Here is a 14,973-nt window from a genome sequence, read left to right as displayed (position 1 = left end):
GATCATCGAGTTGTCGCAGCGGCCGATGATGACGCGCTTCAACGGATCCCAGTCGTTCCAAGAATTGACTATCTTCGCCATGACAGTCTCCTTTCTCCGGCAGCGCATCCTGCGTTGCCTAAAATGGGTGGCACACTATTGTGTACTGCAGCTCAGCCGGCAAAAGTGCCGCGGCTGCAGGAGAACTTTGGAGACAGATGGTTCATGAAAGCTCCTCGGAATCCTACCGTGGCATGCTTGCCAGATTTGCCGATGAGCAAGTTATACCATCTTTTTTGTTCACCTGCAACATGAAATTTACGAATAGTTTTAACCATTTTGAAATCATTATTGTTCAACTGCACAATAATTGAGAACGCGCTATTTCGGGCCATTATGCAATTTTTGCCCCCATATTGGATATTTCCCGATTATATTCAGAAGCGCTCGTATAAAACGTGAAAAAATTGAAGGGGCATGCACAACGATGCGGCTCTAAAACGCCCTGCAAACCGTCCCTGCATGCACAATATCGAAGCAAAAAAATTTATTGCCAACTTTAAGCAGCGTGCAAGAAAAAGCACAGAGTTGAGCACTTTGCCAAAACGAATCGGTTTTGGGCGCGCGGCCGAACAGCATGCCGCACGGCGCAGCGCACCGCAAAATCCTCGAACAAGGGCGCGTCCCGCCGCAAGCACCGGGACGCGCCCTTGCCCGCTAGTAATACCGGTAATAAGCGGCGCAGCTGCCTTCGCTTGAAACCATGCACGGACCCACAGGGTTTTCGGGCGTGCATACCGTGCGAAACAGCGGGCACTCGTCAGGCGCCATGATGCCGCGCAGCACGTCGCCGCAACGACAGCCCTTCGGATCCTGCGTAGGCTCCACGGACGGCGCAAAGCGTCTTACGGCATCGAACCGGGCGAACTGCTCGCGAATGCGGTACCCCGATCCAGGTATCTCCCCCAACCCGCGCCACGTAGCGGGACAGGTCTCGAACACCTCGTCGATGGCCGCCATCGCAACGGGGTTGCCCTGCGGCATGACGCCGCGCGCATACGCTATCTCGATGTCTGCGCGACCCTCGTGAAGCTGACGCATGATCATGGCGATGCCTTGCAGCACGTCAACGGGTTCGAACCCGGTGATGACTCCCGGAATGCCGTACTTCTCAGCCAGGAAGCGGTACGGCTCCACGCCGATGATGGTGCTTACGTGGCCAGGCAGGATAAGCGCGTCCACCGAAAGGCGCGGATCGTTGATGATGGCCTCCAGCGCGCCCGGCATGTTCTTGTGCGCGGCGAACACGCTGAAGTTCTTCAGGTCCAGCGCGGCGGCTCGCTTGATGGCCATGGCCACCAAGGGCGTCGTGGTCTCAAAGCCCACCCCCACGAACACGATCTGGCGCTCGGGCTGCTGCTGCGCCAAGGCAATGGCATCGAGCGGCGAGTACACGATCTGCACGGAACGTCCCGCCGCCTGCTCCTTGAGCAGGCTCGACGTTGAGCCAGGCACGCGCGTCATGTCGCCGAAGGTGGCAATGGTGACGTTCGGGACGCGCGTGAGCGCGATCACCGTGTCGATATCCTTGTTCGAGGTCACGCACACCGGGCAACCGGGGCCCGACGCCAACCGCACGCTTTCGGGCATGAGGTTCCGAATGCCGTTGCGCGCGATAGCCACCGTGTGGGTTCCGCACACCTCCATGAGCGTAGCGCCCTGGGCAGGCGCCAGCTTGCCTATGGAGTCGATCAAACCGCGCGCCAGTTTCGGATCCTTGAACGCTGCCAGCTCTTGTTCAAGATTGGCCATGGCTCCCCCTAGGCAGGAATCTCGTCGCCGGCAAGATCGGGAAACTCCCTGATCAGATCAATGGTTTCCTGAGCAAAGTCGGGGTCGACCACCTCGATGGAAAACCCTGCATGCACCAGCACGAAATCGCCGACGGCCGCCTGCGGCGTCAAGTCAAGGGATATGTCGCGCGTCACGCCCAAGATGTCGACCGTTGCCAGACGATCGTCTTTGAGCTCGATCACTTTCGCGGGTATTGCCAAGCACATGGTCATGCCTTCTTTCTTATATATGCGGGCGCTACGCTTGCCCGCCCTCGTCGTTCGAGGCCCATGCTATCACAGCCTGGCCGAAGGAAACGCAGCCGTCGTTGGGCGGCAGATCGCGGTTGACGGCAACCGTGAAGCCGGCCGCCTCCAAGGAAGCGAGCGCGCGTTCAACCAGGTAGCGATTCATGAACACGCCACCGGAAAGGGCCACCACGTCGATACCGTACAGCCCGCGAACCAGTTCCGCCGCCGCAACGACAGCCTGGGCGAACGCGTCATGGAAGCGACGGGCGATCAGGGAAACGGGCACGCCGGCGGCCTTGTCGTCAAGCAGCGCCTCGAAAGCAGGGGCCGCGTCGAACAGGACGACCGACGTGTCCTGCGCCGTGCTGCTCTCGGTTGCCGTGTTCTTAATCACCGCGATAGCGTAGCGATCGCCCGCATCGGAATCGGACGCCTTGCCGTTCGCATCGGGCGAAGCCGGGGCGGCAAGAGCGCCTTCCAGCAAGATAGCCGGTTCGCCTTCGTAGCGCGACTCCGCGCACACCCCCAAAAGGGCGCTCGCCGCGTCGAACAAGCGGCCGACCGACGAGGTCATGGGCGTGTTTATCCCTTGCTCGATCATCTGGTCGCACAAAGCGGCCTGCGGCCCCAGCGCCGCAAGAACGTCCGCCGCCGCAGGATGCTCCAGCAGGTCGAATGCCCACAGCACGCCGTACGCCATGCGCAGCGGGTGCTTCACCGCGGCCGCACCGCCCGGCATGGGCACGTACGCGAAGTTCGCGAACCGCTCGAACGCCGACGCATTGGCCAGGAGCACTTCGCCGCCCCAGATAGCCCCGTCAACGCCATAGCCCGTGCCGTCGAAGGCGATTCCGCACGCGGGACCGAACAGCCCGTGCTCTCCCAACACCGACGCAACGTGCGCGTGATGATGCTGCACCTCGACCAACGGAACCTGGCGCGCGGCGCTTTCCTCGTGCGCCCACTTCGACGTCAGGTATTCGGGATGCAGATCGCACGCCAAGCGCTGCGGGGAAATCTCGAACAGCTGCTGGTAGCGATCCTTCGCCGCCAGCCACGCATCGTAGGTTTCGGCGTTTTCCATGTCGCCGATATGCTGCGACACGAACGCTTCGGCGTCGCGCGTCAGGGTGAAGGTGTTCTTCTGTTCAGGACCCACCGCCAGGATAGACAGCGCTTCTCGTTTGCCCTGCCGGCTGGCAGCCGCAGGGCTTGCCGCAGCCTGGTCTTCCTCCGGCTTAGGACAAGCCAGCGAAAGCGGCAACGGCGCATACCCGCGAGCACGGCGGATGAACTGCACCGCATCGCCCGCACCACCAGCGCTGATGACGCGCACAACGGAATCGTCGTAGCGGGTGCGGATGGCGCGATCGTGCCCCAAGAACGCGTCCGCAATGCCGAACAGCTTGCCGTACGCGTCTTCGTCGTCGATGACGATGGGCTCGTCGTGCACGTTGCCCGACGTCATTACCAGCAGGGGAACAAGGCCCCGTCCCTGGTCTTTCGAGCTGCCTGCATGGGCGAAATCGTGCAGGAGCAAGTGCTGGACGGGGGTGTAGGGCAGCATCACGCCCAGCTCGGAGAGACCGTCGGCAAGGCCGGGCGCCACCTGCGCGTCGGCGCGCTTGCGCAGCAAGACGATGGGTCGAGACGTCGATGCGAGCACGCCCGCCTCGACTTCGTTCACCTCGCATACGGCGCGCGCCGCCTTGACGTCGGCCGCCATGACCGCAAGTGCCTTGCCTTCGCGATGCTTGCGCGTGCGCAGCAACGCAACCGCGTCCGCGTTGTTGGCGTCGCACACCAAGTGAAACCCGCCCAGGCCCTTCACGGCGATGATCTTGCCTGCCAGCAGCAGCTCGACGGCGCGCGCGAAAATCGCATCGCTCTGCTCGCGCGTCGCCCCCCACAGTGCCTCGGTTAACGGAGCGTCGACGGCCCCGCCCTCGTGCTCGCGCCAGCTGATATGCGGACCGCACTCGAAGCACGCATCGGGCTGCGCATGGAAACGACGGTCAAGCGGGTCGGCGTATTCCGACGAGCAGCGCGCGCACATGGGGAAATCCTTCATGGACGTGCTCTTGCGATCGTAGGGCAGCTTCTCGATGATGGTGAAGCGCGGCCCGCAGTTCGTGCAGTTTATAAAAGGATAGCGATAGCGGCGGTCGTTCGGGTTGAGCAACTCGCGCGCGCAATCGTCGCACGTTGCGAGATCGGGCGAGACAAGCGTGGTTCGCTCGACTTCGCCCGCATCGGAAAACCGAATGTCGAACGACTCGAAGTCTTCCAGCGGAACTTCCTTGAGCTCGATCTCGTTCACCTGCGACGCCGCCGGCGGGTTCTCCGACAGCTCTATCACGAACTCGTCAAGCAGCTTCGAATCTCCTTCGGCATGGATGAACACGCCGTCGGTAGCGTTCAAAACCCATCCGTTGATCAGGTATTTTTTAGCCAAACGATAGACGAAGGGGCGGAAGCCCACCCCTTGTACGATACCTTTGACTTGTATGTTGAGCGCTTCTTTCATGAATACGCCTCCCAAAGATTATCGCGCGTCAAGTTCCTCCAGAATGCTCGTGACCACCTCGGCCAGCGCTCGCAGGGTCACGCCCGAGTTGTCGGGCAAGTGCAGGTGCACTACGCGCCGACCGCGCTCGGCCAGCGTGAGCAGGTCGCCCGACGCCTGCGCTTTCGCCAGCGATCCCAGGCTTTCGGCCTCCTGCTTGAGCGGGATGTCCTTCAGCTCGTCTGCCGACAGGATCAAGAACACGCCGCAGTTCGGACCGCCCTTGTGAAGCTGACCCGTGGAATGCAAGTAACGAGGTCCCACTTCCAAGCACGATACCACGCCGCGCTTGTCGGCTACGCCATGACGAATGGTCTCGAGCGCTTCTCGCCGACCTTCGCCGGTAAACGGCAAGAACGCGTTGAGCGCGAAGAAATCGCCCGGTTGGATGCTGCTCAGCAGCGCGCGCAAGGCACCGCGAATGTCGGTGCAGTCTTTGAAGCAGGGCGCCAAGCGCACCTCGGCTTCGCCCATGAGCACGTCCCCGATGAAGTCCTGCACGAAATCGGGCTCAGGCTGGCCGTCCCGCAGAATGTCGAGCACGACCGCCTTGGCCGACGCAACGTCGGGCTGATCGAAGGGGCACACGCGCATCAGGTAGCCGCACATGGCGATAGCGCATTCCCACATCACAAAATGCTCGGCCAGCTCCTCGACGGAGTCGATCCGATAGTTCTGGCGAGGGATAGCGGGGTCGATGTAGGACAGGCTCATCTCGAAGTTGCGGCGCTCGTCCCACAAGTCCGTCTTCGTCAGGTACGTGATGACGCTGCGATCGCCCGGATCCTTCTTGAGCAGCAGCGTGTCAACCTCGATGTTCGGCAGGATACCCTGGCCTTCCTTGCCCAGGCTCTCGGCCACCAGCTGCTCGATCCACAAGCCCAGCACGCGGCCGCGCTTCTGCGTCAAGAACGAGAACTTGTTGCGACCCTGCAGGTAGTTGTCGTACAGGAACGCCGCAAGCACGATGGCCGGGTTGTCGATGGCGTCTTCGCTGCACTGATGCTCGGCTTCGACCGCGTGCCGCATAAACTCCTGAAGATCGATGCCCACAAGCGCTGCGGGAAGCAGGCCGAACACCGACAGCGCCGAGAAGCGCCCGCCCACCGTGGGTTCGCCGGAGAACACCGCAGCCCAGCCCTCTTCACGCGCCTGGCGCTCAAGCTGGGAGCCGGGATCGGTGATGGCAACCAAATGCTGCACCAGCTCTTCCTCGCCGATGCGGTCGGCCACCGCATCGCGCACGGCGCGCAGAGCCAGACGCGGCTCGATGGTGCCGCCGCTTTTCGACGAGATGATGAACAGCGTGGTGTGCGGGTCGGCTTCGGCGAGCATCGCCCGCACGCGCACCGGGGAATCGGAGTCGAGCGTGCGGAACGTGACCGCAGACGAGTCCGGCTTGTTGTACTTGGTAATGGTCATGGGAGCCTGCGTGGAGCCGCCTTGCCCAATGAGCACGACCGTTTCGAGGCCCTGCGCGATGATCGAGTCGGCGAACGACTGGATCTCGGACAGAGGACAAGGCGGATTGCTTGCAAGATCCGTCCATCCCATATAGTTCTCGGCGCATGCGCGCGCTTCTTCGGAAAAGCCGTACAGAGTAGCATCCTTCGCGTGCAGCCTGCTGGCTACGCACTCTTTCACGAGTATCTTTGCGGAAGGATACAGTTTTTCCATGTCACCGGACAGCATGATACCTTCTTTCACGTAAGTCTTTTCATTCTAGCAAACGCAGGAGGTCAGCGCGTATAAGAGGAGATCTCTTGTGGTGGACTTGTGAACGATCGTCTAGTTCTTTTGTATCAATTTTATTGATTTTTATTTTTAATTAATATAAAGTATCGTTTAAGAAACGGGCGTTGCGCCCGTTCAAAACAAGAGGGAGGAAGCACCATGTCCGAGATCACCAGACGAGATCTTTTGAAGGGCGCCGCTGTGGGAGCAGCATCGGTTTCGACGTTGGGGCTGCTTGCGGCATGCGCCAACGAAAGCCAGCCCGCCAGCACGGATCAGCCCGCCGCCTCGACCGATTCCGCAGCCGCGCAGTACACGGCCGAGGTGCTGGACCCCACCTCGATCCCCGAGGCGAGCACTGCCAGCAACTTCAACATCGTGCCCGACAGCAAGACCACGGTGGGGACCACCTATGAGAACCTGCTCTCCGCCATCGAGGGCGAAACGGGTGCCACCACGAAGTACGAGGCGTACGCCAAGGTTGCCAAAGATGAAGGGTTCGACACGCTCGCGCGCCTGTTTCAATGCACGGCCGATGCCGAGAAAATCCATATCGAGCTGGAATACAACCTGGCAAAGGAGCTGGATCCCAGCACGGAAAAGCCCCAGCCGCCCACCGTCGAGGGCCACAAGAGCGACATCAACCTGATCTCCGGAGCGAACGGCGAAATCTACGAGACTTCGGACATGTATCCCTCGTTCATCAAGAAAGCCCAGGAAGAGGGCAACAACAAGGCCGTACAGGTGTTCACGCGCGCCAAGCTGGCGGAAGCCTACCACGCGAAGCTGTACATGGACGCCTACACCACCATCGACACGCCGTTCGATGGAAGCTATTACCTGTGTCCCATCTGCGGCTACATCCACAAAGGCGAGAACTTCACCGCCTGCCCCATCTGCCTGGCGCCGAAGAGCTCGTTCACGGCGTACTAAGCCGCCGTCGGGCATGCCCGAAACGCTTGCCCGCTACCAAATGAAAACGCGCCCCCGCCGGACGCGCTACCGAAAAAGCGGGACCCGATAGTGTCGGGTCCCGCTTGCTAAATGCAGGTAAAAGCCCTGCGCCAAGACGGGCGCGAGGACGGCGCTACAGGCCGAGCGCCTTCTTGAGCGCCGAAACGCGGCGACGGGATACGGGAATCTTCTCCTCCACAGCGTTCAGCGTAAGCAGCAGCGTTCCGCCAGACACGGACTCGATTTCCTCAACCATGGACAGGTTCACCAGATAGCCGCGATGCACGCGGAAGAACCCGTGCCCGTCCAGGCGCTTCTCCAGTTGAGCCAAGCTGACGGTCGAGAAATAGCGATCCGTGTCGGTTTGCAGATACGCATAGTCGTCGCGAGCCATAACGAAGCGGATCTTGTCGATGCCGATAAGGATCTTCTTGCCGCCCTTCTCCACCGGAATACGCTCCGATTTCTGGGCCTGCAAATGCAGGGACACATGCTCGCGAACACGCGAGATAGCCTGCGACAAGCGCTCGGTCTCAACCGGCTTCACCAGGTAGTCGATCGCACTGACCTTGAACGCGTCCAGGGCGTATTCGCTGTACGCGGTCACGAACACGACCGCAGGGGGGAACTTGAGATGCTGCAAGGCCTCCGCCAGCTGCAATCCCGTAGCCTCGGGCATGTTGACATCAAGGAACATCACGTCAACGGGATACTCCTTGAGCTTTTCGATAGCCTCGCGCACGCTAGCAGCTTCGGCCACGACCTCGGTCTGCCCAAGCTCGTCCAGCAGGAACTTGAGTTCAGAACGTGCGGGGGCCTCGTCGTCGACAATCATGGCTTTCAACACTAATACCTCCTAGATTCCGAACAAACGCTTAAAGATTCTTTCATTATAAGTCATGGCAAGCCCAAACCGCGCAAAAGCAGAAATATAGGGCTAGACCAATTCAACAAGGGCCGCAATCGGCGGCGAAAGGCCTTGAGGCGAGCGCACGCACCGCGCAACAAGCGCGGTCGCTTGCGGATTCGCGAGAACGCCTTAACCCTGCGGGCCGTCCGCCAAATACCGGTGCCGCAAGGCATCGCGCTGGTCGTCCGCCACGCCAAGCGCAACGCGCACGTACTCATCCAAGCTTCCGTACTCCCGGTCCACCGCATCGAACGCCGCTTGCAAGAACCGAGGGTCGGCCGAGTTGAGCACTTTAAGGCTTGCATCCAGCTTGTCCGCCAAACCGTACGCGGCCAGCGCGTCCATAATGTCTTGCGAGCGCGCCTCCACGTAACGGTTCGTGGCTTCGTAGTCCTTCACGATAACGTTGCGCGGCACGCCTAGAACATGGAGCATCAGCATGGTGGCCAAACCGGCGCGATCCTTGCCGATAGTGCAGTGCCACAGCACCGCCCCCTGCTCAGCAGCTAAAACGTCTTGGAAGAACTGGGAGAACCCGCGTTGGCTTTGCTCGTCGAGCACCATGCGAGCATACACGTCCATCATCATGCCGGCCGGGTTCTTCTGAACCGCCCGCAGCGCCTTGAGGGCCGAAAGGATCCCGCCTTCGTGCGTTACCCCGAACGTGGATGCAGACAGCACCGGAGCATCGCGAAACCGCACGTCCAGCAGGGCGTCTTCGGGATCGGGATGCTCGCGGCGCTCCTCCTCGGTTCGCAGGTCCACCACCGTACGAAGATCGAACTCATCCGCAAGAACCTTCAAATCGCGCTCGGTGGCGCGCGCAAGAGCGCCCGAGCGCAGCAGGCGCGCACGCTTGACGAACCTCCCGTCAACCGAAGGGAGGCCTCCCAAGTCACGCGTGTTCGGAAGACCCTCGAACTCGATGCGCCCGTCATCTGCCCGCTCGAAGCCCTCGGCGTCCGCTATGCCAAGGGCGGGATAAAAATCGTCCGGAACGGAATCGACCATCTGCTTCCTCTCCTTTTTGCGCACGACGCCCCGGCGATTGCCGAAAGCCGCCGGGGCGTCGCATCCATTACCGTTATTGCAGGTCGAGCTTCATCAGCTTATCAAGCGTAAGCACGTAGATCTTGAAAGACTGCTTGAGCAGTTCCTCGCTGACGGCCTCGTCGGGGCCGTGCATCATGCCCACCCATTCGGGATTTTCGACCCAAGGCTTCTCGGGCCCGAAGCTAGCGCCGCTCTTGAACTCGCGGGCGTACGTCCCGCCGCCCATGGTGAACGGCTTGGCATCCTCGCCGGTTGCCTCGTTGTACGCATTGAGCAGCGCCTGGATGACCGGAGAATCCGGCTCCACCAGGAACGGCTCCATAAGCAGCGTCCTTTCGAACGTGCCGCCAATTTCGTCGGTCAGCTTGCGCAGCCGGTCGGTTATCTCATCAGCCGTAATCGACGTGGGGAAACGGCTGTCGAGCGTCTGCACGAACCGATCGTCTTCCAGCTTGATGGTGCCCCCCACAACGGTCAGCGGACCGAAGTACTCGTCCGACGTGGCAATGCCCACACCGCTGCCGTCAGTATGGTTCAGAAGCTTCTGGTCAAGCTCGAGGAAGGCGCGCTCGTCGGCGCTGCACAAGCCCTGATCCAGCAAGTAGTCCACAATAAGGCCGATAGCATTGACCCCTTCGTCAGGCATCGACGCATGGGCGCCTTTGCCGGACGCCTCCAAGCGGGCCAGGCCTTCGCCGGCTTCGCTTATGGCAATACGGTCGGTGCTCGGCAGCTCGCTTGCGCTCGCCTTCACCACGGCATGGGCTATGCCCGGCACGGCGTTGGTGGCTGCGCCGCCCTCGAACGAAACGATCACGCGCGCGCATTCCTGAAGGGGCTTGCTGGATATCACGCCGTCGAAACCGCCCTTTTCGCCGTAGCACACAGGGAACTCGGCGTCGGGAGTGAACAAAAACGCCGGATCATCGTAATGCTTGTGGTAGTACGCCACATCCGCCATGCCCGATTCCTCGTTCGCGCCGAAAAGAAAACGGACGGTGTAGGGGAATTCCACACCCTGATCTTTCCAGAACTTCACGGCATGCAGCGCCACCACGCTGGGACCCTTGTCATCCAACGTGCCGCGCCCTACCAGGTAGCCCTCTTTGCGCGTGACGGCATACGGCTCGAACGTCCACCCCGGGCCCGCGGGCACGACGTCCATGTGGCCGATGATGCCGATCTGCGTTTCGCTTGCGCCGGGAAAGTCCGCGAACCCGATGTAGCCTTCTGCATCATGGGTCTCAAAACCCATGTCGGAAGCAAGTTCGAGCGCTGCGGTGAGCGCCTGCTTCGGGCCAGGGCCGAAGGGAGCGCCTTCGGCTTTCTTGTCTAGTTCCTCGAAGCTGGGAATGCGAACGAGCGTTTCGATGTCGCCGACCATCGCCTCCCAATTGTCCTCGAGGTATGCATCGATTTTTTGAGCGAGTTCCGTTTGATCCATAAAGATTCCGCCTCTCTGTCGAGTGCGCTGAAATTGGCGGCGAGGCTCGCTTGCATCGTGCCGCCAATGGCAATTGCTTCCATTATGAGCCTTGGCAAGATCCTGCGCCAGATAGACGTGCACCTGTTAACCGATTGTCGTTCGGGCAGCGGGCGCTCTGCCCGCGCGCGGCGAAAAGGGAGCGAACGGGAGCGCGACAGAGGTGCGACGGTGTGCGGAGCGAATAGCGGTGCGAACATGCCGAGTTTTTTCTCGACGGGTCGCCAAGCTTCGGGTATACTTTCATGCTGCGCCCGAGTGGCGGAATGGCAGACGCGGCGGTCTCAAAAACCGTTGTCTAACGACGTGCGAGTTCGACTCTCGCCTCGGGCACCATCTCGCTCATCAAGTACCCCGCAAGGCCCTTCGGCTTTGCGGGGTACTCGCTTTTCACGGCTTTGCGCGATCGCACGGATCCGCGAACGAGACTACCGGCGCCTGCGATGCGCGAACGCAAGCGTGCCGCAGGCGATCGCAATCACGCCCAAGATCGCGGTCGACGCAAGCGGCACAACGTCGCCGGTGCGCACGAGCGCCTTCGGATCCGCCCCGGCCCCATTCTCAGGCGACACGGGCGTCGTCGGAGACACCGGAGGCGTGGGCGGCGTGGGCTCGGGAGCCGCCTCGAGCGCCAGGCGCTTAAACACGGTTGAGCCGGAAAGCACGTCTTCGCCCAGCACGTAAAGCGCGTCATTCAGCACCGTGGCGCCGCCGTAGACCATCTTCCCTGCCGAAAAGCGCTCGCGTACCGCCTGCCATGCGCCCGTTGCCGGATCGAACACGTACGTGTCGGCACCTGCGTCATCTGCGCTGACGAGCCCCGCAAGAACAAGCCGCTCGCCCTCGGTCGCGACGCCATCGATGCTCATGCCGCTCGGAAGCACCGCCGAGGCAACGGCCCCGCTTTGAAGGCTCTCGACGGCATCCGGAACGCCCGTTGCCGTCCAAACGCCTTCGCGAAGCTGCTCGACCGAGCCAACCAGGCTACTAGGCTGGACCGATGCATTGCCTGCCGCCACCGTCAACGTTCCATCGAGCACGTGCACGGCGGGCGTCACGCGCCCGCTGCCCAGGGGAGGCAGAGCCGTTGCCTGGCCCGTTCGCACGTCGATGCGCGCGGCAAGCGTCACGGCGCTGCCATCAGGCAAGCACCCGCCGCTCAGCCACAGCGACGCCCCGTCGCATGCCACACCGCCGAACACAAGCTCAGTTCCCTGATCTGCGCAGGCTTTCAGCGACGAGCAGTCAAGCGGATCGCTCAGCGTGCAGGCAGCCGTATCGTATTGGTACAGAAGATACTTAATCGGATCGAACAGGTAAAGCACGTCGCCATGCGCCGCCATGAGAAACGGATGATCGAACACGCCGTCGAGCGCACGCTCGACCGACCACGTCTTGGCAAGCGGGTCGTACGCCAGCAAAACGAAAACCGACTGGCCCCCCTGCATCGTGACTGCTTTTTCGCTCGCTGCATATACGGTCGCGTTCGCAGATGCCACCTGCCACGAAGTCGATTGCTCAGCATCCACTATCCCTAAATCTTGAAAATTAGGAGCAGGCAGATCTTCATAGTAGGCCGGAGGCTGCTCTTGCCCCACAAGAAGAAGATGCCTTCCCGATGCGCCGTCGGCACGCACCACCTGCACGTAGCGCATCTTCGCCTCAAGCTGTTCGGGCAGCGCGACGGTAATGCCCTGATCGCCCCACGCCGTCACGGCAAGCTCTTCGCCATCAAGGAGAACGCGCCCTTCAGCATCACCGAACCAACTCCCTCGGATGGTCGCCGTAGCGTGAGCAGCTGCGGCTTCACGCGCGGCGGGCTCGAGCGCATCCACAACGGGGTACGGATCGGTTGCCGCGCGCACAAGGTCAAGCTTGCCGTCCGAGGTGCAAGTACCGGCAAGCTCCGTGGTGCGCTCGACGCCGCCCAGCACGCGAGCGCGCAGCGTCGATGCATCCTCATCGGGAAACTTCCCCGCTAGCAAAGCGAGGGCGCCGCTCACCACCGGAGCGGCCATCGAAGTTCCGCTCAAATTGTTGTACGGAATGATCGAAGTTATCAGCGAGACGCTATCGATGTTGAACAGGAGGTCGGACCCCTCGTCGAACGGCACCAGGTTGCGCGTGATCTTGACGGACAGATTCTTCCAATCAATCGATTCGCGCGCCTCGTCAGGTATGCGAGCTACGAAGGTCGACCATGAGTTATAGGAAGCGATCAGTTCTTCGCCCGGAGACAGTTCGATCCAAGGGTTGTCCGGATCAGTCGACGACAGGTACACGTGCAGAATGCGCGCGGAGCCGGACGCGATCGAATCAGTCACCTTCGCGTCAAACGCCAGATAGTGCGCGTCCTCGAACGACGCGCCCGCCGTTTGATCCGCCCATGCCCCATCGGCGGGGGTCAGCACGACACTTGCCTCTTGGCCTGCCTTCGCGGCAGGCACGCTCCATTGCAGGCTGTGCCCCGATGCGGCGGACCCGGCCCATACCTCATCAGTGCGCACGACCGACGTCGGTGCGCTTCCGGCTACGTCGAACGTGAAGAGGCCGTCAAGCTTCTCGAAATCGTCTTGCAAGACAATGAGGTCTTTATCCTCGAGATCGGCCATTCCTTGGCCTACCGGCACGGTTGACAAGATAGCGTCGCCAGGTGCTGCAAGATCGGTCGTCGCCGCACCGTACGACGAAAAGGCTGCGAGCGCACCTTGGCGGTCAACGGCGTTCACAGCAATGACGCCCTCCGAAGAACCACCGGAAGGATTGCCGGGCGATCGGTCGTTATCGAGAGATTCGTTCCCCGATGCGCACACCGACAAGACATTAGCGCTGCGATACGCATCATCCATCACGCTGTCAAGAATACCGCTGACGCCCATACCTCCCCAGGAATCGTTCGCAGCCACGACCGGCACGCCGCCGCGCGCCGCCCGCTTCAAGTAGTCATAGGCGCCTATCTGGGCCGAAGAGGGAAGTTGCCCCGCTGCATTAGCGATGCGAAGCGCCATGATTCGGACATTGGGCGCCACTCCGGAACCGCCTTCGGCGTTATTGTTCGCAGCCGCAACGATGCCCGCCACATGCGTGCCATGCCCGTCGACATCCATGGGATCGTCGACGTTGTCGCCGAAGTTGTAGCCGGCGCTTCCCTTCTCGCCGGGCAAGCCGATGTCTCCGGGGTTGCTCCACATGACGTCCTGAAGATCGGGGTTCGTGTAGTCCACGCCCGTATCGACCACGGCAACCACAACGCTCTTCAACTCGGACGACTTTTCGGGAATGCCCAGCTTCTGCCACAGCGCCCGCGCATTCGAACCGCCCGGCGCCTCGGAGGTGGAAGACAGCTGCCACTGCTGGTCAAGCAGCGGATCGTTGGTCGCGGCCTCGGCAGAGTCGGCGGCGCGCGCTGCGCCGGCGGAAGGCTCCGGTCGAACGGAAGGCGCGCTTTCGGGGTCGCTGATCGTGCGCACGTAATCGGGCTCGGCGGCCACCACTCCCGGAGTCCCCGCCAGCTGACGCAGGAGATCCTCGGTCGTCATGGTATCGGACTGGATAAGAATCACCTGATCGGCAGGCGTTTCGCTTTCCGACAGCATGCGCGCTGCGGGCTCGGAGGCGCCTGATTCGTACGTGAACAGCGACTCCGCCGACCAAGAAGCAGCATCGTTCGAGTAGTTCGAGCGCGGAGCAACGGGAGCGAACTCGCTTGTTACACGAGCGAGCACGCGCCCAGGCGCATAATCGCCCGCCTGCAGCAGGTCGTCGATCGAACGCGCTTCGCTGCCGATGCCGACCATCGGGTTATCGCTCGGCGCTGAAGGGGGATCGGCAAACGCGGGGACCGCCGAACATGCAAGCACTGCGGCCAAAACGAGCGAAAAAAGTCGTCTCATGTGGTCCATCCCTCTGTGAAAGGCGAAGTCGGATGGTGCCATAGTAGCAAGAAGACCCCGCACGCGTAAGGCAAGCGCGCAGGCAATGTGCGAATATACCCCGATCGGCGCATATTTGAAGCAGACGAAGCAGGCGCGTCATCGCCTAAGCAGCTCGGCAGCGGCATCGGGATCCTGCGGGCTTGCCTATCGACGCCACGCGAAACGAGCCGCTTCTGCAAAGGAGCAAGCAGAAGCGGCCGTATATGGGAAAGCAATGTATGAATCAACCCTCTTGATAGCGAACGAATGTTTCACGTGAAACATTCGGGCGCGCA

At 61.5% G+C, this 14,973-nt stretch carries 9 protein-coding genes and 1 tRNA gene; 2 read left to right on the top strand and 8 right to left on the bottom strand.

All coding sequences use genetic code 11. The features are described 5' to 3' along the window. Positions 1-696: 696 nt before the first annotated feature. The 4 genes from hypD to LQE90_RS03925 are packed head-to-tail and all read right to left on the bottom strand — an operon-like array spanning position 697 to position 6,321. Positions 697-1,791 carry a hydrogenase formation protein HypD gene (gene hypD / locus LQE90_RS03940; RefSeq protein WP_216529819.1) on the bottom strand — a complete coding sequence of 365 codons (1,095 nt, stop codon included), beginning with the start codon at positions 1,789-1,791 and terminating at the stop codon, positions 697-699. Between the two features lie 8 nt (positions 1,792-1,799). Beyond that, positions 1,800-2,039 carry a HypC/HybG/HupF family hydrogenase formation chaperone gene (locus LQE90_RS03935; protein ID WP_114566454.1) on the bottom strand — a complete coding sequence of 80 codons (240 nt, stop codon included), beginning with the start codon at positions 2,037-2,039 and terminating at the stop codon, positions 1,800-1,802. 31 nt (positions 2,040-2,070) lie between these two features. Further along, positions 2,071-4,590 (bottom strand): carbamoyltransferase HypF, encoded by a 2,520-nt coding sequence (gene hypF, locus LQE90_RS03930; RefSeq protein WP_216529820.1) that lies wholly within the window; start codon positions 4,588-4,590, stop codon positions 2,071-2,073. Between the two features lie 18 nt (positions 4,591-4,608). Next, the gene (locus LQE90_RS03925; RefSeq protein WP_114566439.1) at positions 4,609-6,321 is read right to left on the bottom strand and encodes a phosphoglucose isomerase-related protein; all 1,713 of its coding nucleotides are present in this window, start codon (positions 6,319-6,321) and stop codon (positions 4,609-4,611) included. A 201-nt stretch (positions 6,322-6,522) separates the two neighbouring features. Between LQE90_RS03925 and ngr the strand changes: the two genes are divergently transcribed. Next, positions 6,523-7,296, top strand: coding sequence for a nigerythrin (ngr, locus tag LQE90_RS03920; protein ID WP_216529821.1), 774 nt, complete (start codon positions 6,523-6,525; stop codon positions 7,294-7,296). 154 nt (positions 7,297-7,450) lie between these two features. On the opposite strand, the gene LQE90_RS03915 is transcribed toward ngr, so the two are convergent. The 3 genes from LQE90_RS03915 to LQE90_RS03905 all read right to left on the bottom strand — a co-directional run bounded on the left by LQE90_RS03915 (position 7,451) and on the right by LQE90_RS03905 (position 10,724). Next, positions 7,451-8,164 carry a LytR/AlgR family response regulator transcription factor gene (locus LQE90_RS03915; RefSeq protein WP_114566437.1) on the bottom strand — a complete coding sequence of 238 codons (714 nt, stop codon included), beginning with the start codon at positions 8,162-8,164 and terminating at the stop codon, positions 7,451-7,453. Between the two features lie 192 nt (positions 8,165-8,356). Beyond that, a complete protein-coding gene (locus tag LQE90_RS03910; protein WP_114566436.1) occupies positions 8,357-9,238 on the bottom strand; it encodes a tyrosine-protein phosphatase in 882 nt (293 codons plus the stop codon). 73 nt (positions 9,239-9,311) lie between these two features. Beyond that, the gene (locus tag LQE90_RS03905; protein ID WP_216529822.1) at positions 9,312-10,724 is read right to left on the bottom strand and encodes a Sapep family Mn(2+)-dependent dipeptidase; all 1,413 of its coding nucleotides are present in this window, start codon (positions 10,722-10,724) and stop codon (positions 9,312-9,314) included. Between the two features lie 291 nt (positions 10,725-11,015). Here LQE90_RS03905 and LQE90_RS03900 point away from each other — a divergent pair. Continuing rightward, positions 11,016-11,099 (top strand) — tRNA-Leu (locus tag LQE90_RS03900). 92 nt (positions 11,100-11,191) lie between these two features. On the opposite strand, the gene LQE90_RS03895 is transcribed toward LQE90_RS03900, so the two are convergent. Further along, the gene (locus LQE90_RS03895; RefSeq protein WP_216529823.1) at positions 11,192-14,656 is read right to left on the bottom strand and encodes a S8 family serine peptidase; all 3,465 of its coding nucleotides are present in this window, start codon (positions 14,654-14,656) and stop codon (positions 11,192-11,194) included. Positions 14,657-14,973: the final 317 nt, after the last annotated feature.

It is taken from the genome of Paraeggerthella hominis (assembly GCF_021044775.1).
GTDB lineage: Bacteria > Actinomycetota > Coriobacteriia > Coriobacteriales > Eggerthellaceae > Paraeggerthella > Paraeggerthella hominis.
Note: the sequence above shows the minus strand (reverse complement) of the source record. Positions and strands in the feature narration are given on the sequence as shown.

Bases quoted from the DNA above. Each gene is read 5' to 3' on its own strand.
- hypD (WP_216529819.1), bottom strand. From the start codon at position 1,791: ATGGCCAATCTTGAACAAGAGCTGGCAGCGTTCAAGGATCCGAAACTG.
- LQE90_RS03935 (WP_114566454.1), bottom strand. From the start codon at position 2,039: ATGTGCTTGGCAATACCCGCGAAAGTGATCGAGCTCAAAGACGATCGT.
- hypF (WP_216529820.1), bottom strand. From the start codon at position 4,590: ATGAAAGAAGCGCTCAACATACAAGTCAAAGGTATCGTACAAGGGGTG.
- LQE90_RS03925 (WP_114566439.1), bottom strand. From the start codon at position 6,321: ATGCTGTCCGGTGACATGGAAAAACTGTATCCTTCCGCAAAGATACTC.
- ngr (WP_216529821.1), top strand. From the start codon at position 6,523: ATGTCCGAGATCACCAGACGAGATCTTTTGAAGGGCGCCGCTGTGGGA.
- LQE90_RS03910 (WP_114566436.1), bottom strand. From the start codon at position 9,238: ATGGTCGATTCCGTTCCGGACGATTTTTATCCCGCCCTTGGCATAGCG.
- LQE90_RS03905 (WP_216529822.1), bottom strand. From the start codon at position 10,724: ATGGATCAAACGGAACTCGCTCAAAAAATCGATGCATACCTCGAGGAC.
- LQE90_RS03895 (WP_216529823.1), bottom strand. From the start codon at position 14,656: ATGAGACGACTTTTTTCGCTCGTTTTGGCCGCAGTGCTTGCATGTTCG.